We start from the raw sequence: 19,342 nt of genomic DNA on the forward strand, positions 1-19,342 counted from the left end.
AACCCGGAGCGACCGGGGCACGAATCCAAAACTCAAATGGGAGGAAACTATGAAACATCTAATTTATGGCGCGGTGTTGGCCGCAGGAATGGCCGCACCAGTTGCCGCAGCAGAAGAAATGCGGTGCAGCCACCAATTGCCTCCGGGGCATCACATTGCAAAGGTCATTGATCAGTGGGCCGCCGAGATTGAATCCCAGTCCAATGGTGAGATTGATGTACAGGTTTTCGGTGCAAACAGCCTTGTCGGTCCGCGTGAAAACATCGTCTCGGTGGCCAAGGGCAACATTGAATGTGCCTTTTCGATCAACCCGCAATGGGGCAAGACATTGCCTCTGATGAACGTGACGCTAAAGCCCTATGCGGTCACCGACCTGGAGACGCTCGCCGCCTGGCCAAGCAGTGACGCTGCGAATTTCCTAAACGAAAAGCTGTTGGAAAAAGGGGTTCATAACGCCGTTTGGCTCTTTACGACACGAATGACCGCGATCACCTCAAACGACAAGCCGCTGATCAATCCGGCAGATTTCAAAGGCGTGAAAATTCGCGGTCTGAACCCTGTTTCGGATGCTTTTCTCGTGGCAATGGGGGCTGCCCCTTCTGCCATGTCGGGATCAAAGGTATATGAGGCACTGTCCACCGGTGTAATTGACGCGGGCATGACCGATGTGGCAGCGGCTTATTCACGGAAATATTACGAAGTACAGGACCAAGCCAATGTAATGCCGTTGTTCAGCGTGTTCTTTCACGGCTACCTCAATCCGGCCTGGTACAATGGACTGAGTGACAGCCAGAAAGCGGCCATTGACACAGCGGGTGCAAAAGCTGCGGAATGGGCGGTTGCTGCATCAGAAGAAGCATCAAGTGCTGCGCCAGATCAACTGGTCGAGAAAGGCATGGCGGTGCATATGCAAACCGCAGAGGAACAGGCTGAATGGCAAGCGATCATGGGGCCTGCTTTTGACAAATCCTTTGGCGAGGCGACAGGCGAAGACGGGGTCAAGTTGATTGAACTTGTGAACGGTATCGCCGGGTGAACGTTAATCTCGCTTCTAACAATGCCACCTCCGGGACACGCCATGTCTCGGGGGTGGAACAGGCAGTGCGCTGGGTGACCGGTGCCGGTGCGGCCATTGCGACGTTGCTGGTGCTGATCGTTTTCGCGGTGGTCAGCTATAGCGTTTTTATGCGCTATGTATTGGGAACACCTGTCACGATCACGGATGAGCTGAACGGTTTTCTTGTGGTTGCGATGGTTTCGCTTGGTGCGGGAGAGGTGCTTTTGCGGGATGAACATTTTGGTGTCGACCTGCTGACGGGGCGTGCGCGAGGCCGCGCAGGAAAATGGATTGAAATCTGGGGCATGATTGCCGTCATCTGCGTTGCCCTGGCCATTGTCTACAGTGCCGTTCTCATGACACGGTTTTCTTATGATTTCGGTATCTATTCAAACGGTTACTTGGGGGTCGCAATGTGGATACCGCAGGTGTTCCTGCTGATTGGAATGGTAATACTGATCCTTGCGGCAATTGTGCGCATCATCAGTTTTTTGACTGACCCTTCGACATGATGACCGTATTGATTCTGGCAGGTTTGATTGCCATCCTGTTGACAGGCGTGCCCATCTTTGCCGGCCTCGGACTGGCGTCGCTCATTCTGATGCTGCTCACCGAGGGCAACGTCAACAGCGCTGCTGATACGGTTTTTGCCAAACTCAACAACGGGCTTTTGACAGCAATTCCGATGTTTGCATTCATGGCGCATGTCATGATCCGCGCGAAGGTTGTCGAGGATCTGTATAATGCCGCCAACGCCATGGTTGGTCATCTGCGCGGCGGGTTGGGGATTGCGACGATCCTATCCTGTACAATCTTTGCAGCCATTTCTGGCTCATCCGTGGCCACTGCCCTGACCATCGGATCAACTGCCATACCGCAAATGGAGCGTTTCAATTACAAGCCCAGCTATTCCTATGGGGTCATCGCAGCGGGTGGTACATTGGGTATTCTAATCCCGCCATCTGGGCCGTTGATCCTATATGCAATTGTGACCGAGGCATCAATTGGTGCCTTGTTTCTTGCTGGTCTCGTGCCGGGAGTGATGATGGCGTTGATTTTTGCTGTGTGGGCCTCGGTCAGTGCGGATTTCGGCGCTACAGTCGCACGCAAACCCTGGGAGGGGATGGCGGCCGTCTGGGCGCGTGCACGACAGTCGATCTGGGCGTTACTGATGCCACCTGTCGTTTTGGGAGGGATTTATCTGGGTATTTTCACGGCGACTGAGGCCGCCTCCATCGGGTGCCTTTATGCCCTGGTGATTGCCGTCGTCGTTTATCGGAACTTTGGCCTGCGGGATCTGTGGATCACGGCGCTGGAAACGGTTCGCACCACCTCGATGTTGTTCATGATTTTGGCCGCGGCGGCGCTGTTTGGGCATGCTGTCACCATCATCCGTTTGCCGATTGAGATCGTGGAAGGGGTAGCCGCCATGGGCATGACCCCCACGTACTTCGTGCTGGCGGTGATGGCATTGATCCTGATCCTGGGCATGTTTCTGGAAACCATTTCCATCATTCTGATCACCACACCGATTGTCTTTCCGGTAATGATAACCCTGGGTATTGATCCGATTTGGTATGGGATCCTGTTGATGATCAATCTGGAAATGGCGTTGATTACACCGCCGGTTGGCATGAATCTTTTTGTGATCAAGGGTATCGCCAAAGCGCCGCTTTCCCAAGTCATTAGAGGCTCCGCACCCTATGCCGCATTGATGCTGATCGGTCTTTTGATTGTCTTTGTGTTTCCACCGATTGCAACATGGCTGCCAGAATATGCAGGTTTTGGTCGCTAAGGGCGTGCCGCGCGAAACCGGTTAAGCGGCATCCTGAACGTGAACGAGGGCACCCAAGAGTGCCCTCGCATTATTATCTGCATAACTGGTGAGCTATGCGGAAGTAAACCTTAGCGTGTTCCGTCAAGACCTGCGGCAGCTTCGCTGACCAGGGTATCCAGATTTCGCTCACACTGAAGGTTGAACGCTTCGAGAGCGCTCTCGCTCATGGACGTTTCAGTGGTGTCATCTTCGTTACCGTCGGCCTTGGCACCGGATGTGGTGTTACCTTCGGTTGCTTCGGCAGCAGTGGTTGTGCCTTCGGAATCTTCGGTTGCCTTTGGCTCGCCGTCGCCACCTTCGCTGTTCATGCCATCATCTACGCTGGCAATGGCCATTGTTGCGACCTTCATCTGATCTTCAGGGCTCAGATCCTGGTATTGAGCGCAGGTCATCGTCGTCATGTCGAGATGTGCGGCCGCAAACGCTGGGGCGGATGCTGTGCTCAAAAGGGCGACTGCTGCGGCGGTTTTAAATAGGTTGGTCATTTATTGCTCCATTCATATTTGAGGTTTGGACCTCTCAGGTAAACAACCCAGCGCGCTGCAGATTGGTTCCACACTTTCTGCAACGATGTGGTTTTCTTTTTTTCCGATTCTGGACCAAGGCTGATTGGGCGAACGGATGCAGGCGGCTGAACCCACCATTGATTTGCATCATCCACACCGACAAGAAAACCAACTGGCGTCAGATATTGCGCTTTGATCAACGCATAGCCGCAGGGACGCTAAACCCGATAAACAGCATCAGCTATGTCATAAACTTAAGCTGACTGGGCACTGCCGCGCTAATCGGTCTGTATGACATTTAATCCTGAACCATCTTCTCGACTGTTTATTGTGATCCAACCGGATCCGGTTGTCGGCATGGACCTCGTTGAAATGCTGGAACTGGCATTTCCTCAAAGCACTGTGGTACTTTTTGAGCATCTTGAAAAAGCTTCGGTCTGTATCGAAGCCTCGCAAGCTTCGGCCTGCATCTTGATCGATAGCAGCCTTGTTTCGGATGTAACCTCGGCCGATTTCGAAAGATACGCTGCGGCTGGCGCAAGGATGGTGGTGATCGGTGTCGGCAATGGCGTGAGTTTCGCTGCCGATGTCGTCAACAAACCATTTACAACGGAAATGATATTGAACGCTTTGATCTGAACGAACGGCCTGTCCGAATGCTTGCCAGTACTTTTATATAAAAGGGACATGCGCTGCATGCCTTCATCGCGGCCTTGAAAAGTTGACCTGATCGAAGCGTAACTTTTGCGCAGATCAACTGAAATGGGTTTTCAAATTCTCACCCGGTCACTCTTGCTGCTATCCGGTTCGATCCTTTCGGATTCTGATAAAACCTTTGGAACCAGACCCTGTTCTTTGGTGTTGGTAGGTAAGCGGGCAGGGAAGTCATTGTCCACAAAATCAGTCAGGAGTATCATTATGCTGTATTATACAGTTATCTTCTTAATAGTGGCAGTCATCGCAGCAATCTTTGGCTTTGGCGGCATAGCGTCTGCTTCGGCGGGGATCGCCCAAATTCTGTTCTTTGTCTTTCTAGTATTGTTTTTAGGCACCTTGGTGCTGCGTGTTCTGCGCAATTAGTCAGCTGGACAGGGTGAACCGGTCGGCGAGGTTTGCGTCGAATTCGGTTGCATCACCGATCAGTCCCTGTGCTGCAAAACCCCCGACCTGCATGGTCGCCCAAGCGACCAATGCAACGTCGGTGACCGATCAGGACTTGAGCGTATCGGTCGAGGCGAAAAACATCGCCTGACTCACCGCCGATTGAACCTGGGCCTCTTGAAACGGTTTGGAGATGAGGAAAGCAGGTTCAGGACGGTCCCCCGTAAGGAGCCGTTCGGGAAATGCCGTGATAAAGATCACCGGTACATCCATCATCTCCAAAAGATCGTTTACTGCATCGATACCAGAAGAATTATCTGCCAATTGGATGTCTGCCAATATCAAGTCAGCGTTTAGTTCAGCGCCAAGTGCAAGCGCCTCCTTGTGCGTGCGTGCAATCCCGGTGACCTGATGGCCCAAGGCGCTTACAATCTCTGACAGATCGGCCGCAATGATTGGTTCATCCTCGATGATCATGATCCGGCCTTTAAAGCTGTCTGCCAGCTCCTTGTTTGCGACAGCAATCAGCGCACGGACATCTTCAACATCCGTTTGCATGATTTCAGCAATGTTGGTCAGACTGAATTCCTCGACTGTGCGCAGCAACAGCGCCTCACGGGAATTGGCGGTCAGGTTGGCAAGCAGGCCATGGGCGCGGCTTCGCAAATCTGTCTCCGGATCTGCAAACCGTTGCCCTGATGTCGACCAGACGGCATGAAAACACTTGAAAAGGTTCACCTTGACCGAAAATTCGTTCTCGAAAGGTGAGCGGTCCTTGAGAATGGTTTCAAGAGTTGCAACCGTATAGTTGTCGCCGCGAGATTGCGATCCTGTCAGAGCGCGGGTGTATCGCCGTAAATATGGAAGCTCTGCTGCAATGAGGTCTGAGAAGCTCGTCTCGTCCTGGGTACTATTCATTTTTGACCTTTTGTTCCATTGTTGTTGGAACCAAACGCGGGGTGCCGCAGTTGGTTCCATGTGCAGTCCGTTTTTTAGCATTGAGGCAACGAACCAGAATGACAAGTAACGATGATCAGAAGAGTGCAAAGATAGCAAAATATATCGACGAGAATCTCAAACAGGTCTTTTCGGACCTGGAGCGAGATGAATTGCCCGACCGGATTACCGATCTGCTGTCAGTTCTGCGTGCGCAAGACGATGCCAAGAAGGACGAAAAATGAGCACCCTGGAGCCGAAAGATGAGCTGCTGACACATTTGCCAGCACTTCGGGCCTTTGCGTTGAGCCTCACGCGCAATCGTGCGACGGCTGATGATATGATGCAGGATACCGTGCTCAAGGCATGGACAAACATGGACAAGTACAAAGCGGGCACGAACATGCGAGCGTGGCTGTTTACGATACTGCGCAACAATTTCTATTCCAGCCGCCGCAAGTTGAACCGTGAGGTCGCGGATGTGGATAATATTTTTTCCGATACCTTGTCGGTCAAGCCGGATCATGATGGTCGCCTCCAGATGACGGACTTCAAACAAGCCTTCGACAAATTGCCTGATGAACAACGTGAAGCACTGATACTGGTCGGTGCCTCCGGCTTTAGCTACGAAGAGGCGGGCGAAATGTGCGGCGTAGCGACCGGTACCATCAAGAGCCGGGTCAACCGGGGGCGTATCAAGCTGACTGAACTCTTGCGTCTTGATGATGACGAGGCTCTGGAACTTACAGATCGCGCAACGATGGCTGTGGTGGGAAATTTCGGGGGACCGTCAAAATGACGCCAAAATGGCTGAACGGTTTGCGCGTGCAAATCGTGCTGCTGTTGTCGCTGGCACTTTTTCCATTAGGCGCGGTCGCTGTATATCAAACCAGTCGCGTTGAGAACGAGTCGGCCCGCAATGCTGAAATGTCCCTTTTGGCACTGACACGCAGTGCCGCGAAAGAAGAGGAATTGTTCATTCAGCGCGCATTGGGCGTAGCGCGTTTTTTTGGCACGGTGGCATCGGATTTCATCGAAGACCCGGACACCTGTGTTCGGGATTTGCGCCGGTTTGTTGCGCGCAACCAGAACTATAGTTTTATCGGTGTGCTACCGCCGTCCGGCATCATGACCTGTACCTCAGCTGGAGGTGCCTTTGATGCGAAAACGGGGCAGGACTTTACCGAATTGATGCAAACGAAACGGCGCACGATAACCGCCAATCCGCGCGGTCCGATAAGTCGCGAGTCGATATTCAATATATCGGAACCTTTTGAAATTAATGATGAATTTGCCGGATTCATCACAATTTCCATTCCACATCGCGGCATGCCTCAGGCAACCAAAGACCTGGAAGAACTGGGTTTGATCGAGTTGCTAACGTTCAATTCGAAAGACCAGATATTGAGTGCCCGAAATGATCTGGACAATGCGGATCAGGAGTTGCCGTTGGATCGCTCCTTGGGGAGCCTCAACCATTTCCCGGGCCTTACCTTTGTGGACAAGAATCAACGCGGAGAGAGCAGAACCTACACTGTTGTGCCTATCGAAGGCAGTTCTGCTACAGTTCTGGGTGTCTGGTCGATCGAGGATAACCCGGTCGGGTTGATAAGTACCTACATGAGCCCAGCAGTTTTCCCGATATTGATGTGGGTTGCCAGCGTCGCAGTCGCGATGCTTTCAATCCATACTTTGGTTTTGCGTCACATAATACACTTGCGTCGCAATATGGATAATTTCGCCGAAACTCGTGTTATCGAAAATTCGGTATCCCATTTTGGAATGCCGAACGAATTGCAAGCACTTGCGAATAACTTTGACCGGATGACAGACGACATCATGCGCGAAGAAGCCGAACTTGAAGACATGGTGCGCGAAAAGAATGTGCTGATCAAAGAGGTGCATCACCGCGTCAAAAATAATCTTCAACTGATCTCGTCAATCATGAACATGAAAATTCGTGAGGCGAAACATGATGAAACTAAATCCGTCCTGATGCGTCTTCAGGATCGTGTTCTTAGCCTCGCTTCAATTCATAGAGACCTGTATCAATCTCAGAATGGGGGCAGGGCAAACGCAGGTGGATTGGTCGCGGATATCGTTGAAAGCTCGGTTGAAATAGCTATCTCGAAAACCAACGCCATTGAAGTCGAGACTGATTTTGATCCGGTATTGCTTTATCCTGATCAGGCGGTGCCTCTGGCATTGCTTGTCGCCGAAGGTATGACAAATGCCCTGAAATATCTCGGCAGCGCCAACAAAGCCAAGCCTTTCATCCGAGTATCTTTGAAACAGGTCGGGACCGAGTGTGTCCTGACAATGGAGAATTCAGTGGGTGACACGTCATTTGCCGATGGCACCGGCCTCGGTGCAAAATTGATCAACGCCTTTTCGGTTCAATTGGGCGGCGAAATAAATTTTGAAAAGGGCGATGAAGTCTATTCATTGACTTTGCGATTTGAAATTGAGGATTTCACGCCCGAGGGTCGTGATTTTTGAATGAGCAACTGAATTTACAATGGCTTTGATAGAAATGAATAATGCCATTTTCCAGCACCCTTTTCCCTGATGGAGTATTGGAAGGTTCGCAGTGCTGCGGGTAGATGTTGAAAAACCGAGACCAAATTCAATTCCATGCAGAGTGCCGGGTGTAAAATCAGATAAGAGAGTTTACAGAATTTCTCTCCGCGAAAAAACCAACCATCTCTCTTGAATGACCTTTTCCCCCGGCCCTGAACGGTGGTTTCATTGCATTTTGGAACCAATCACCGGTTTGTTCGTTTGTCTAGAGAACGACAAAGGAGGACCAAACTATGGAAAACGTATCAAAAAGCGCACTCGTTTCTTCGAGTGATGTAAACGGAACAGTGGTCTACGGAAGCGATGGCTCAAATATCGGTTCAATCGACCATCTGATGATCGACAAACAATCGGGTAACGTAGCATATGCCGTCATGGGCTTTGGTGGGTTTCTTGGATTGGGCGAAGAACATCATCCGATCCCCTGGAGCAAACTGACATACGACACACACAAACATGGGTTTGTGACAGATCTGACCGAACAGGAAGTCAAGGGCGCACCAAAACGGAATGACAATTGGCAGGCGGACCGCGACTGGGAACGCAGGGCGCATGATCACTACGGCGTACCACTTTACTGGATGTAAAATCAGCTAGTTACAATAATAGTGGCCTCCCTGAAAAGGGGGGCCTTCTGTGTCTGGGTGAAGCCATCGATGAACCACCTGGGATGGTTCCAGTGTCATCAGAGAAGGGTCCATTGCCGGTTTTTTTCAGCGTTGCGCATCACCGGTTTACCAGGGCCGTCGGTGTTGGCGATTGGCCGATAACAAGTTGCCAGGATCGTTTCTATCAGTATTGCGCTCGTTTCACCTTAGGTGGTCGCTACCCGCTTTGTCGGGGTATTGGAATAATCCCTACTTTTGCCAACACGGGAAGTGGCATTGGACCTTTCAGACAGGCAAACGTGAAAGGCCAGCCAACGTACTTGGCTGGCCTTCGCAGGAAAAATTCAATTGATTTTTAGTGCTTGCTGAGGAATTCGTCGACCTCTGCCTTGGCCTCTTCCTTGGACTTTCCGTATTTTGCTTGGATCTTACCCTCAAGTTTTTCACGGTTACCATTGATTTCGGCCATTTCATCGTCCGTAAGATCGCCCCATTTCGCCTTGACAGAGCCGGACATTTCTTTCCATTTACCTTCGATTTGATCCCAATTCATAGTGATCGCCTTTCCATTTTGAGTGTTTTACAGAAACCGGCCAATCCGGTTCTGTATTTTGTTTGCAGTTCCGTAACCCGTCTATATCGTCGATGTCTTTCCGCGTGGTCCCGCGAAAAACCAGATGACAAAACCAATGACGGGAAGAATGAGAACAAGTAGGGTCCAGAGCAATTTCGCACCGATGGAAACCCTACTTGAAATGATGTTGATGATTGCATAAACATCTGCAACCAGGACCAAGAGTCCGACAATACCATATTCCATGATATAGCTCCTATTTCATATTTTGTTCAGTTATATTGAATTAACTGTTGGACTGCCAAATAGTTCCATCGTAACGCGATCTATCTGACCCTGTTTTGCGATGCATGGTCAGGCATTAGCACCGATGAACCAGGCGTCTTTGTCCAGCGCGCGGCTCACTCCGGTGAGCAGGTCCGCTGTGTCTTCATCACCCGCCTCTGCGGCCTCAACGATTCCTTTACGAACCTCAGCACCCACAAACTTGAAACGCTGTTTCAGGGCATCGATATGTGCCGCGATATCGGCTTCTTCGACGGGATAGGCGTCGATCTCCGACCGTTCGGCGACAACTTCCAAAGTGCCTTCGGCAAAGCCACCAAGGATCACAGCGCGTTCTGCCATCAGGTCAGCGCCTTCGCGTAGACGGTCAGCAACTTCGTCCAGCAGTTCATGCACGCCGATGAACCCGCGTCCTTTCAGGTTCCAATGGGCCTGTTTCACCGCGAGTGTCAGTGCGATCGCGTTGGATAGGTTGGCATTCAGTAATTTGACCATTGCGCTTCTTGTGCCTTGGTCAAGTTCCTCTACGAAGTGTTCGGGCATTTTCATCTCCTAAACGTTTGATTCATTTCTGTCTCTGTCTCTGTCTCTGTCTCTGTCGATTGGATTGCCGGATCGACGTTGACATGGAAATCCGCCCGCACAAGGCGCGGGCAGATGAAAAGTTGAGCCTGGAAAGAACCGGGGTTTCCCCCGGTTCGATGATTTTACCCCTGGTACTCGGGCTGTTGCTCCAGTGTTTCCTGAGTACTGTCGATGTAGACCCGAAGATCGCTGCCATCTTCCATGCGTACGATCTGCAATTCTTCAAAGGTCACGGCGACATGGTGTTCACCCATACCGAGAAAACCACCTACGTCGATCACAACCCGATCCATCTTGCCGTCGTCAGTCAACAGCAGTTCACCAATCTCACCGACGTCTTCGTCGTTGGGGCCATAAACCCGCGCGCCGGTCAGATCTTCGGCAGTCAGGTCATCCACCTTCGCAGTGATATAGCCGTCACGCTCGATCGCCGGCGGTGTCAGCATCGCCCGGTCGTCCTGCGCCTTCATCGGGGCGTCACCATCGGCCGTCATGGTTGTTTCCGTATCCATGGCTGTGCCGGATTTCATGCTGGTCTCCGACTGTCCCAGATATTTGTATTCCGGCGCTTCCTTTACGCCTGCAAGACTTGCGTTTACGACAAGGAAAAAGTCATCCGCATCGCCTTCTTCTTGCACAAATTTCAACTGGGACATGGAAATGGCGACGTCTCGCTCACCGACACCGATGAAACCGCCAACGCCAACAATCACCGATTGTACCTCACCATTCCGTGTCAGTACGATTTCGTTGATTTCACCAATATCGTCCCATTCCTTTTCGCCATCAGCGGTGATCATGGTTTCGTTATTGATGTCGGATTCGGTTGCGTAGACCCGCATGCCAATAAGTTCGGATGCATTCAGATTGACGGATTCGTCAAAGGCCAGATCAGTAAAAGCTGCTGTATGGCCGTCTGCATATGCAGTCGTTCCCAAAACCAATGCGGTTGCGGCTGTTGCTAGAAAGTTTTTCATTTTTCGCTCCTGTCAATTTTGCGCCTCATCTGGGGCGCCATTGGTAAAAGAACGAAACTGCAATTGATTGGTTCCATGATAAATCCGAAAATAGAAAACTAAATTCGGATTGAGCCGGTTCACGAATTTCCCGGCGAGGAAATACAATCGTTCTGCGCAATCAGGCTATTCAGGGCAGGTCGTGTCGGCCTGTGCGGTTCTTGCTAATTCCCTGATCCAGATCCCGGATCAACAGGGCGCATTTCGCTTTACAAACGCATTTGTTGGCTGCCTGGGCTGCCTGTCACTCGTGCGTTTTCCAACCTTTATGCCTCTCACAAGGGGGGGGGGTGCGGACCTGGTGACGGGGCGGCGACCTTTGTCGCAGGTCAAGGACAGAAAAACGCCCCGATAACCTAACACCAGATAGAACGGTCACAAGTTGTGAAGGAAAGTGGCAGCCCGTAGGGGAATCGAACCCCTCTTTCCAGGTTGAAAACCTGGCGTCCTAACCGATAGACGAACGGGCCACTATCTCGTGAGCGGTTCTCTACGGAATGACGGCGCAACGCGCAAGGGCAAATTTACCTGCAAACGTGAAAAATATTCATCGGGCCGGGGCGGCATCTTCAAGCCGGAGTTGAACCGTGCGCCGGCCACGCCAGTCATTGATGTCAAGCCGCCCGGCGAGGTGAAAACGATTGCCGTTATGCTTTTCCAGTGCGGCACCCATCGGGCCATCATAAGCTCCAAAGGCGATCCCTTCAATTCGGGTGCCAAGCCCGTCACCAAAGCTGATTTTGAGGTGGCTGTCGCCGACCCGTTTGGCAAAAAGGATCTTCATATCCGCAAAGACATAACGTGGGGCAGGAGCCGCGGCACCGAAGGGACCGGCCTTTTCGATCATCTCGGCCAGTTCGACCGTGGCAGCGGCAGGCATCAATATACCTGTCACGTTAAGGTCTGCAGGCCCGCCCAAATGTGCCCCCTGTTTTTCCAAGAGGGCACTGAGCCGGTCCATCGCCATCTCGATCTTGTCTTGCGCGACGGTAAGGCCAGCGGCCATCTTGTGACCTCCCCCTTTCAGCAGCAGTCCCTCCGCGACCAGACGTTGGATGGGCGCGCCCAGGTCGATGCCGCTCACGGAACGCCCCGACCCCTTGCCGATGCCTTCTTCAACTCCAATGACAATGGAGGGACGGTTTGCTGCGTCTTTCAAGCGCGAGGCGACAATTCCGACCACACCGGGATGCCAACCGGGGCCGGCTGCCCAAACCAGCGGGGCGTCATAGCCGCGCTCCTCTGCCTGGACCAGCGCGGCCGCCCGTACTGCTGCTTCGACATCCCGACGTTCTGAGTTCAACCTGTCGAGCCGTTCGGCAAGCGCGGCAGCCTCATGTGGATCGTCTGATGCAAGCAGCCGGGCGCCCAGATCGGCTTGCCCGATGCGCCCGCCCGCATTGATACGTGGGCCAAGCAGAAAACCGAGGTGATAGGCCGTGGGCGCGGTTTCCATCCGCGCCACATCAGCCAGTGCGGTCAGCCCGACCCGCGCCCGACGTGACATCACGTGCAGGCCTTGACGTACAAAGGCCCGATTGACACCTGTCAGCGGTGCCACGTCCGCGACAGTGGCCAGGGCGACCAGATCAAGCATGGTCAACAGGTCAGGCCCCCTCGCACCGCCTTCACGCAATTGACGGCCCGCTTCAACCAACATCAGGAAGACCACACCAGCGGCGCAGAGATGCCCGCAAAGACCGTCTTCATCCTGACGGTTCGGATTCACCACGGCCAATGCATCGGGCAGGGTTTCACCACCCAGATGGTGATCCAGGACGATCACATCCGCGTCCCTGGCGGCGGCAATGGGGCCATGAGACAGGGTTCCGCAATCGACACAGATGATCAGATCATGATCCGACGCCAATTGCGTCATGGCCTCATCGTTAGGGCCATAGCCCTCGTCGATCCTGTCCGGAACATATAGGGTGGCTCCACAGCCCATATCGCGCAGCCAGACCAGCAAAAGTGCCGCAGAGCTGCCACCATCGACATCGTAATCGGCAAAGACGGCGATCTTCTGGCGGTTCTTGACCGCGGCCAGAAACCGTGTCGCGGCAAGTTCCATGTCCTTGAGAGAGCGCGGATCCGGCAAAAGGTCACGCAAGGAAGGGGCCAGAAAAGCTTCGGCGGCCTCGGGTGTCACGCCACGGCGCGCCAGTACCTGGCAGACGGCCTGCGGCAATACGCAGCGTTGTGCCAGCAATTCTGTGGCACGTTCCATCTCGACACCGGGCCCGACCCAGCGCCGCCCGGTCAGCGATGTCTCAACCTCAAGAAATGCCACAGTGGCTCCCGCTTCATCTTGCCCTTAAACTCAATCACAACAGCGCAACTGGTGGGCGGATCAATTGTTGTCGACGGGGGTGCGGTAATTGATCCGGCGCACAGAGCCGGTTTTGGAACGCATGATGATTGTCTCGGTGGTGAGCCAGCCCAACTCGCGCTTGACCCCCGGCAGCAGCGCGCCGTCGGTGACGCCGGTGGCGGCAAAGATCACATCCTCGGTGACCATGTCATCACGGGTATAGATGCGGTCAAAATCGGTGATTCCCGCTTTCGTGGCACGGTTGCGTTCATCATCGTTGCGAAACAGCAAACGGGTATACATCTGCCCGCCCATACATTTGAGTGCCGCTGCGGCCAATACGCCTTCCGGGGCTCCGCCTGCGCCCATGTACATGTCAATACCAGTGTCCGGGTCGGCGCAATGCATCACACCGGCCACATCGCCATCGGTGATCAGACGGATCGCCGCCCCCTTGGCACGGACTTCGGCAATCATCTCTTCATGACGCGGGCGTTCGAGGATACAGACGGTAATATCCGATGGCGCACATCCCTTGGCCTTGGCCAAGGCCTCGACGCGTTCGCCGGGTGTCATGTCAAGCGTTACCACATCAGGCGCAAAGCCCGGACCGATGGCCAGCTTGTCCATATAGGTGTCTGGTGCATGCAGCATGGACCCGCGTGGTCCCATCGCAATCACGGTCAGCGCATTGGGCATGTCCTTGGCGGTGAGTGTGGTGCCCTCCAGCGGGTCCAGCGCGATGTCCACGCCTGGTCCTTTTCCCGTCCCGACCTCTTCGCCGATGAACAACATCGGGGCTTCGTCCCGTTCACCTTCGCCGATCACCACGACACCTGCTATATCCAGCATGTTCAACTGCTCGCGCATTGCATTCACAGCCGCTTGATCGGCCGCCTTTTCGTCGCCCTTGCCGACCAGCTTGGCAGATGCAAGTGCTGCGGCCTCGGAAACGCGGGCAAGGCCCAGTGACAACATACGGTCTTGAAAATCGGCGGAAGTGGGCATGGGGCAGGGGTCCTTGATGATGTTTGGTTGTCTTCGTCTAGCGTCCGGCGTGCTTTTGCACAAGAAGGCGCAGGTTTTACCTTTATTGCAGCCAGGACAGAGTGATCATTGCCAGAAACAGATACCGGGCACCCTTGGCCAATGTGACTATCAGGACAAAGAACAACAGTGGTTCGCGCATCAATCCCGCAACAACCGTCAGGGGATCACCGACGATCGGCAACCAGGCCCCAAGAAGCGACCAGCGGCCATAGTGATGATACCAGTTTTCTGCGCGACGCAGCTGCGTCTTTGATGCGGGGAACCAGGGCCGGTCCCTGAAGCCAAGGAGGAAGCGTCCCATGAACCAGTTGATGACTGACCCCAGGACGTTGCCAAAAGTAGCGATTGCCAATAGCGACAGCGGTGCATGATTGCCTTGTACCAGCAGCGTAACCAGAACTGCTTCGGATTGCATCGGCAAAAGCGTTGCGGCAACAAGCGCTGACACAAAGAGACCAAGATAAGCTGTCATGCCATGGCCACAGGCCGGACCGGCTTAGACTTCTTCAATCCGCAGCGCGACCGGTACACCGGCCATCACACGGGTATTTTCCATATTCGCCAGCGCCGCATCCAGTGAGCTTTGCGTGGTCTTGTGCGTGACAATCAACACGGGGGCCGCGGTGTTCTCATGAGCGTATTGGCGCATGCGGTCAATGCTGACGCCTGCCTCGCCCAGAACGGTTGCAATCTTGGCCAGGGCACCGGGTTTATCGACAAGCTCCATACGCAGATAGTAAGAGGCAGGCAGTTGTGTCAGGGCAGCTTTTGCGCGCACGAGGGTGGTTGCGGGCTGGCCGAATACAGGGCCACGGATCCCGCGCGCAATATCGCAAACATCTGCCATCACCGCGCTTGCGGTCGGGCCTTCTCCGGCACCGGCCCCGCGCAGAACGATTTGACCCACTGCGTCGCCTTCCAGCACAACCATGTTGGTGCCACCATCCAGTTGAGCCAACGGCGATGTATCGGGCACGAGACAAGGCTGCATGCGTTGTTCCAGACCGCGACCGGTCCGTTGTGCGACACCCAGCAACTTGATCTTGTAGCCCATGTCGGCCGCGGCGCGTATGTCTTCTATGCTGATCCGCTCGATCCCCTCGAGCTGAATGCCATCGAAATCGACCTTGGTGCCAAAGGCGATCGAGGACAGGATCGCCAGTTTATGCGCCGCGTCGATCCCGCCCACATCAAGTTGTGGGTCGGCTTCCAGATAGCCCAGACCATCGGCTTCGGCAAAAATCTCCTGATATGTTTTACCGGCGTTTTCCATGCGGGTCAGGATATAATTGCAGGAACCGTTCATGACACCCATCACGCGGGTGATTTCATTTCCCGCCAATCCTTCCATCAGCGTCTTGATCACCGGAATGCCACCTGCGACCGCGGCTTCATAACGGATCGCTCGGCCTTTGCTTTCGGCCAGTTCCGCCAGAACCTGCCCATTGATCGCAAGCATTGCCTTGTTGGCGGTCACGACATCCTTGCCAGCTTTCAAGGCGGCTTCGGTTGCGGCTTTTGCGGGGCCATCTTCGCCGCCCATAAGTTCGACAAAGACATCTACATCATCACGTTGTGCGACCGCGACTGGATCGTCTTCCCACTGGTAATCACTCAGATTGACGCCGCGATCTTTGCCTTGGGATCGAGCGGATACGGCTGAAATACTGATAGGCCGTCCAGTGCGCGCCTCAAGCAATGCGGCCTGCTGGCGGATGATACGCACAACGCCGACACCAACAGTGCCCAAACCTGCAATTCCAAGGCGAAGGGGATCAGACATGGACACGGTCCTTTTTTGTTTGTGGTCAGGCGCGATGTAGCTGGTTCAGGCAGGCCTTGCAACGGAGGCTATCGGTTAATGCAACCCTTGTTGCAGGCGTTGCTTTTCGGGCCCTGTCAACACCGAACCCCGCATCATGTCAGCCCGTTGACGCAGGCCTGCGATGCGGCGGAATAATTCGGCCTGCTCCCCTGCTGGATCTGCGCCGGGGGTAGCGGCACGTGCCAGCAATGGGTCGAGTGGAACAAGTGCAGGATATTCAGCCTGTGCCACCGGGCCATTCTGTGTGTGCTCCAGTTCAGGGAATTGGGTGCAGCCCGCAGGGGGCAGGGCCAATAAGGTACAAAGGAAGGTGGTGCGCATCATGCCACTTGTCTGCACCAGAGGCGGGGTTCACGCAAGCGGGCTTTGCTTTTGAACAGATGTTCATTAAATTGCACCCATGGCACGTACCACAGGTTCACATGCGGGTATTACAGGTCCGCGGATACGGCAGGCGGCGCTGCAGCTTTTTGCGCAGCGCGGCTATGCTGCCGTGTCGATGCGGGTCATCGCGGCAGAGGTCGGCGTGCAGGTCGGCGCGCTTTATAATTACACGCCGGACAAACAGACATTGCTGTTTGACCTGATGCGCGACCATCTGGAAGCCCTGTTGGCTGCGGCACCGGACCCCAAAGGGGACGCCATGGCGCGGCTGGAACAGTTCGTGGCCTTTCACATCCGCTTTCATGCGGATCGCCCTGACGAGGTGTTCATCGCCTATATGGAACTGCGTAACCTTGGGCCGGAAAACTTTGCGCAAATCGAAGCTTTGCGGCGGCGCTATGAAGATCGCCTTGAAAAGATATTGCGTGATGGTGCCAGCACGGGGGTATTCCAGGTGGCTGACAGCAAAATTGTCACTTTGGCCATCATCGCAATGCTGACGGGGGTCAATACCTGGTTTCGGGACGGCGGGCGGCTGTCGTTGGATGAAGTGGTTGCACAATATTGGGATATGGTCCGCAAGGCCGTCGGTGGGGGTTAGGCTGCCCCTGAAACCAATTCTGCCCTGGCTAGAAATGTCCACGCCGCAAGATCTGACGCATTGGATCTGACAGATGGAACAACGGTTGATTGTTGCCGGTCCGACCAAGCCTAAACGACACGCCCGCGCGCAGGGTCGTGTCAGCAGTTGATGCATCGCGTCCGTTGAGCCAATCTCTGGAGGCTTCGGCAAACAGGGAGGCAGGGCCATCGCCCAAACGGGTCCGCAGGCCAAAGGTGACTTCTTGGGCAATGGCTCCAAAGGATTCTTCGTCGAATTCCGTGATGTCGTAATGTGCGTAGAACCGGGTTGCGTCACCGGCTTGCCAATGCAGACCGGCACCTGCCGTGACCCAGTCCATGTCATTGTCCGCAGAAACGCCTACAGCAACGCGCAGTGCCAGATTGGTGCGCTCTCCAATGGCAAAAATGCCTGCTGCCCCGAATTGGCCATAGGTCGCAGAGACGTCATTTTTGTCAGCTACCATCATGCTCAGCCCGTATTTCTGACCCTCCCGCGGTGTCATGTATAAAAATCCGCCCAGTCGTCCGACGCCACCGGTGCTGCGTTCTTCGTATTGCAGGTCAAGCTGGAGACCGTGATAATCAGTGATTTTCACATCCACCGATACTCCGGCGTAACCGCCTTCTTGCTTGTGATCTGAAGACCCGAGATGGAAAACGGCGCCGATGATGCCCAAATCGTTCTGAGCCTGCGCTGGACAGGCCGTCAGCAAGGCCAATGTGGCGGCTCTAAAAAGTGTTTTTGGCAGGGTTTTGAACATGGGGACCATCCGTTGCAATTGTCGATGCTGCACCGGCCCCCGTCGGTTCATGAAACAGATTTGCAAGTTCTGACTTTGATGAAAAGTTTAATTTAAACAATTGGTTAAATGGTAAACCGGTTAACGGCGCAGGTTCGCGCGTTTCGGACGGATCGGCAAGATCCGGCCTGCATTGAGAGGGCAACAGGGCCTTGCGGCAATTGATCCTGCGGGGGACGACAGCTGCAAGGTCGTTTCCTGGCGCGACATGTCGGTAACAGCCAAGGCTCATGAAGGTGAATGCAAAAGGAGATTGGAATGAAAGTCGGGTTTGTGGGGCTGGGGAATGTTGGGGGGAAACTGGCAGGATCGCTGTTGCGTAACGGCGTTGAATTGGCGGTTTTCGATCTGGATACAGGGTTGGTTGCGGATTTTGTGGCGCGCGGGGCGCAGGACGGCGGATCGGCGGCAGGATTGATGCAAAAATGCGATATGGTCATTACCTGTTTGCCCAGTCCGGCGGCCTGTGCTGCGGTCGTGGCCGAGATGTTGCCGCATGTCGGTGTTGGTAAGATCTGGATGGAAATGTCGACAACTCAGGCCGCACAAATAGTGGCGCATGGTAAGATGATTGTCGCCAGGGGCGGGGCGGCGGTGGACTGCCCGGTATCGGGTGGGTGTCACCGAGCGGATACTGGCAATATCTCGATCTATGCAGGGTGTCCCCGTGCGACCTTTGACAGGGTGTTGCCGGTGTTGACCTATATGGGAAGGCGCATCTTGCATGTTGGCGAAGTAGGTGTGGCCAGCACTTTAAAGGTGATGACCAACTATCTGGCAACAATTAATCTTTTGTCGCTTTGCGAGGCGTTGACGGTGATGAAGGCCGCGGGGATGGATCTGGGCGTGACCTATGAAGCGATTGCCTGCTCATCAGGCAATAGCTTTGTGCATGAGACCGAAAGCCAATTGATCCTGTCAGGGTCACGAGATGTGAATTTTACACTTGATCTTGTGCAGAAAGATGTAGGCCTTTTCCAGGCGTTGGCAGATGAACATCAGGTACCACTTGAGCTGTCTCCGTTGATGATCGATATACTGGCAGACGGGCAGAAACGTTACGGGGAACGCGCGCAATCGGACCGGATGATCGAACGTCTGGAGGAAGCAACAGGCCTGAGCATCACTGCACCGGGATTTCCTGAGGAACTGGTGGATGATGAACCTGAAGAGCGCGGATATGAAGTGCCGGTACGCGGGCGGGGGTGATCCAACGGACGCGGCTGAAGCCGCGATTATATTTTTGGTGTTTGTGGCGGCGTT

24 protein-coding genes and 1 tRNA gene are annotated in these 19,342 nt (G+C 54.1%); 11 read left to right on the forward strand and 14 right to left on the reverse strand.

Going from position 1 to position 19,342, the window contains the following annotated elements; genetic code table 11:
* Window positions 1-49: 49 nt before the first annotated feature.
* The 3 genes from dctP to OS190_RS06715 are packed head-to-tail and all read left to right on the forward strand — an operon-like array spanning window position 50 to window position 2,852.
* The gene (dctP, locus tag OS190_RS06705) at window positions 50-1,036 is read left to right on the forward strand and encodes a TRAP transporter substrate-binding protein DctP (protein ID WP_267157888.1); all 987 of its coding nucleotides are present in this window, start codon (window positions 50-52) and stop codon (window positions 1,034-1,036) included.
* On the forward strand, window positions 1,033-1,569 hold the full coding sequence (locus OS190_RS06710) for a TRAP transporter small permease subunit (RefSeq protein ID WP_267157889.1): 537 nt from the start codon (window positions 1,033-1,035) through the stop codon (window positions 1,567-1,569). Before dctP ends, OS190_RS06710 begins: the two co-directional genes overlap by 4 nt.
* Window positions 1,566-2,852: a TRAP transporter large permease gene (locus OS190_RS06715; RefSeq protein ID WP_267157890.1), complete on the forward strand. Its 1,287-nt coding sequence runs from the start codon at window positions 1,566-1,568 to the stop codon at window positions 2,850-2,852. The genes OS190_RS06710 and OS190_RS06715 overlap by 4 nt, the downstream gene beginning before the upstream one ends.
* A gap of 110 nt (window positions 2,853-2,962) precedes the next feature.
* Here OS190_RS06715 and OS190_RS06720 read toward each other — a convergent pair whose 3' ends face one another.
* On the reverse strand, window positions 2,963-3,379 hold the full coding sequence (locus OS190_RS06720) for a hypothetical protein (protein ID WP_267157891.1): 417 nt from the start codon (window positions 3,377-3,379) through the stop codon (window positions 2,963-2,965).
* Window positions 3,376-3,600 carry a hypothetical protein gene (locus OS190_RS06725; RefSeq protein WP_267157892.1) on the reverse strand — a complete coding sequence of 75 codons (225 nt, stop codon included), beginning with the start codon at window positions 3,598-3,600 and terminating at the stop codon, window positions 3,376-3,378. Before OS190_RS06725 ends, OS190_RS06720 begins: the two co-directional genes overlap by 4 nt.
* 91 nt (window positions 3,601-3,691) lie before the next feature.
* On the opposite strand from OS190_RS06725, the gene OS190_RS06730 reads away from it, so the two are divergent.
* Window positions 3,692-4,039 (forward strand): hypothetical protein, encoded by a 348-nt coding sequence (locus OS190_RS06730; protein WP_267157893.1) that lies wholly within the window; start codon window positions 3,692-3,694, stop codon window positions 4,037-4,039.
* A gap of 279 nt (window positions 4,040-4,318) precedes the next feature.
* Window positions 4,319-4,480 carry a DUF1328 domain-containing protein gene (locus tag OS190_RS06735; protein WP_267157894.1) on the forward strand — a complete coding sequence of 54 codons (162 nt, stop codon included), beginning with the start codon at window positions 4,319-4,321 and terminating at the stop codon, window positions 4,478-4,480.
* Between the two features lie 129 nt (window positions 4,481-4,609).
* On the opposite strand, the gene OS190_RS06740 is transcribed toward OS190_RS06735, so the two are convergent.
* Window positions 4,610-5,419: a response regulator gene (locus OS190_RS06740; RefSeq protein ID WP_267157895.1), complete on the reverse strand. Its 810-nt coding sequence runs from the start codon at window positions 5,417-5,419 to the stop codon at window positions 4,610-4,612.
* 98 nt (window positions 5,420-5,517) lie between these two features.
* Between OS190_RS06740 and OS190_RS06745 the strand changes: the two genes are divergently transcribed.
* From OS190_RS06745 to OS190_RS06760, 4 genes are all read left to right on the forward strand, one after another.
* The gene (locus OS190_RS06745; protein ID WP_267157896.1) at window positions 5,518-5,682 is read left to right on the forward strand and encodes a NepR family anti-sigma factor; all 165 of its coding nucleotides are present in this window, start codon (window positions 5,518-5,520) and stop codon (window positions 5,680-5,682) included.
* The gene (locus OS190_RS06750; RefSeq protein ID WP_267157897.1) at window positions 5,679-6,236 is read left to right on the forward strand and encodes an RNA polymerase sigma factor; all 558 of its coding nucleotides are present in this window, start codon (window positions 5,679-5,681) and stop codon (window positions 6,234-6,236) included. The genes OS190_RS06745 and OS190_RS06750 overlap by 4 nt, the downstream gene beginning before the upstream one ends.
* On the forward strand, window positions 6,233-7,936 hold the full coding sequence (locus OS190_RS06755; RefSeq protein ID WP_267157898.1) for a sensor histidine kinase: 1,704 nt from the start codon (window positions 6,233-6,235) through the stop codon (window positions 7,934-7,936). Before OS190_RS06750 ends, OS190_RS06755 begins: the two co-directional genes overlap by 4 nt.
* A 314-nt stretch (window positions 7,937-8,250) precedes the next feature.
* Window positions 8,251-8,604, forward strand: a complete 354-nt coding sequence (locus OS190_RS06760) for a PRC-barrel domain-containing protein (protein ID WP_267157899.1) — start codon at window positions 8,251-8,253, stop codon at window positions 8,602-8,604.
* A 376-nt stretch (window positions 8,605-8,980) separates the two neighbouring features.
* Here OS190_RS06760 and OS190_RS06765 read toward each other — a convergent pair whose 3' ends face one another.
* The 10 genes from OS190_RS06765 to OS190_RS06810 all read right to left on the reverse strand — a co-directional run bounded on the left by OS190_RS06765 (window position 8,981) and on the right by OS190_RS06810 (window position 16,595).
* Window positions 8,981-9,178, reverse strand: a complete 198-nt coding sequence (locus OS190_RS06765) for a CsbD family protein (protein ID WP_267157900.1) — start codon at window positions 9,176-9,178, stop codon at window positions 8,981-8,983.
* Between the two features lie 81 nt (window positions 9,179-9,259).
* Window positions 9,260-9,445: a PLDc N-terminal domain-containing protein gene (locus OS190_RS06770; RefSeq protein ID WP_267157901.1), complete on the reverse strand. Its 186-nt coding sequence runs from the start codon at window positions 9,443-9,445 to the stop codon at window positions 9,260-9,262.
* Window positions 9,446-9,553: 108 nt separating this feature from the next.
* Window positions 9,554-10,027, reverse strand: coding sequence for a DNA starvation/stationary phase protection protein Dps (dps, locus tag OS190_RS06775; RefSeq protein ID WP_267157902.1), 474 nt, complete (start codon window positions 10,025-10,027; stop codon window positions 9,554-9,556).
* A 164-nt stretch (window positions 10,028-10,191) separates the two neighbouring features.
* Window positions 10,192-11,046, reverse strand: a complete 855-nt coding sequence (locus tag OS190_RS06780; protein ID WP_267157903.1) for a PRC-barrel domain-containing protein — start codon at window positions 11,044-11,046, stop codon at window positions 10,192-10,194.
* Between the two features lie 434 nt (window positions 11,047-11,480).
* Window positions 11,481-11,555 (reverse strand) — tRNA-Glu (locus OS190_RS06785).
* A 77-nt stretch (window positions 11,556-11,632) separates the two neighbouring features.
* Window positions 11,633-13,375 (reverse strand): single-stranded-DNA-specific exonuclease RecJ, encoded by a 1,743-nt coding sequence (recJ, locus tag OS190_RS06790; RefSeq protein ID WP_267157904.1) that lies wholly within the window; start codon window positions 13,373-13,375, stop codon window positions 11,633-11,635.
* Between the two features lie 60 nt (window positions 13,376-13,435).
* Entirely contained in the window at window positions 13,436-14,404 is a 969-nt protein-coding gene (gene glpX / locus OS190_RS06795; protein ID WP_267157905.1) for a class II fructose-bisphosphatase, read from the reverse strand.
* An 82-nt stretch (window positions 14,405-14,486) separates the two neighbouring features.
* Window positions 14,487-14,918 carry a YqaA family protein gene (locus OS190_RS06800; protein WP_267157906.1) on the reverse strand — a complete coding sequence of 144 codons (432 nt, stop codon included), beginning with the start codon at window positions 14,916-14,918 and terminating at the stop codon, window positions 14,487-14,489.
* A gap of 24 nt (window positions 14,919-14,942) precedes the next feature.
* On the reverse strand, window positions 14,943-16,229 hold the full coding sequence (locus OS190_RS06805; protein ID WP_267157907.1) for a homoserine dehydrogenase: 1,287 nt from the start codon (window positions 16,227-16,229) through the stop codon (window positions 14,943-14,945).
* 75 nt (window positions 16,230-16,304) lie between these two features.
* Window positions 16,305-16,595, reverse strand: a complete 291-nt coding sequence (locus tag OS190_RS06810; RefSeq protein ID WP_267157908.1) for a hypothetical protein — start codon at window positions 16,593-16,595, stop codon at window positions 16,305-16,307.
* A 76-nt stretch (window positions 16,596-16,671) separates the two neighbouring features.
* Between OS190_RS06810 and OS190_RS06815 the strand changes: the two genes are divergently transcribed.
* Window positions 16,672-17,256 carry a TetR/AcrR family transcriptional regulator gene (locus tag OS190_RS06815; RefSeq protein WP_267157909.1) on the forward strand — a complete coding sequence of 195 codons (585 nt, stop codon included), beginning with the start codon at window positions 16,672-16,674 and terminating at the stop codon, window positions 17,254-17,256.
* Window positions 17,257-17,284: 28 nt separating this feature from the next.
* Here OS190_RS06815 and OS190_RS06820 read toward each other — a convergent pair whose 3' ends face one another.
* Window positions 17,285-18,040: a hypothetical protein gene (locus tag OS190_RS06820; RefSeq protein ID WP_267157910.1), complete on the reverse strand. Its 756-nt coding sequence runs from the start codon at window positions 18,038-18,040 to the stop codon at window positions 17,285-17,287.
* Between the two features lie 297 nt (window positions 18,041-18,337).
* Between OS190_RS06820 and OS190_RS06825 the strand changes: the two genes are divergently transcribed.
* Window positions 18,338-19,288, forward strand: a complete 951-nt coding sequence (locus tag OS190_RS06825; protein WP_267157911.1) for an NAD(P)-dependent oxidoreductase — start codon at window positions 18,338-18,340, stop codon at window positions 19,286-19,288.
* Window positions 19,289-19,342 lie beyond the last annotated feature (54 nt).

It is taken from the genome of Sulfitobacter sp. F26204 (assembly GCF_026410305.1).
Classification (GTDB): domain Bacteria; phylum Pseudomonadota; class Alphaproteobacteria; order Rhodobacterales; family Rhodobacteraceae; genus Sulfitobacter.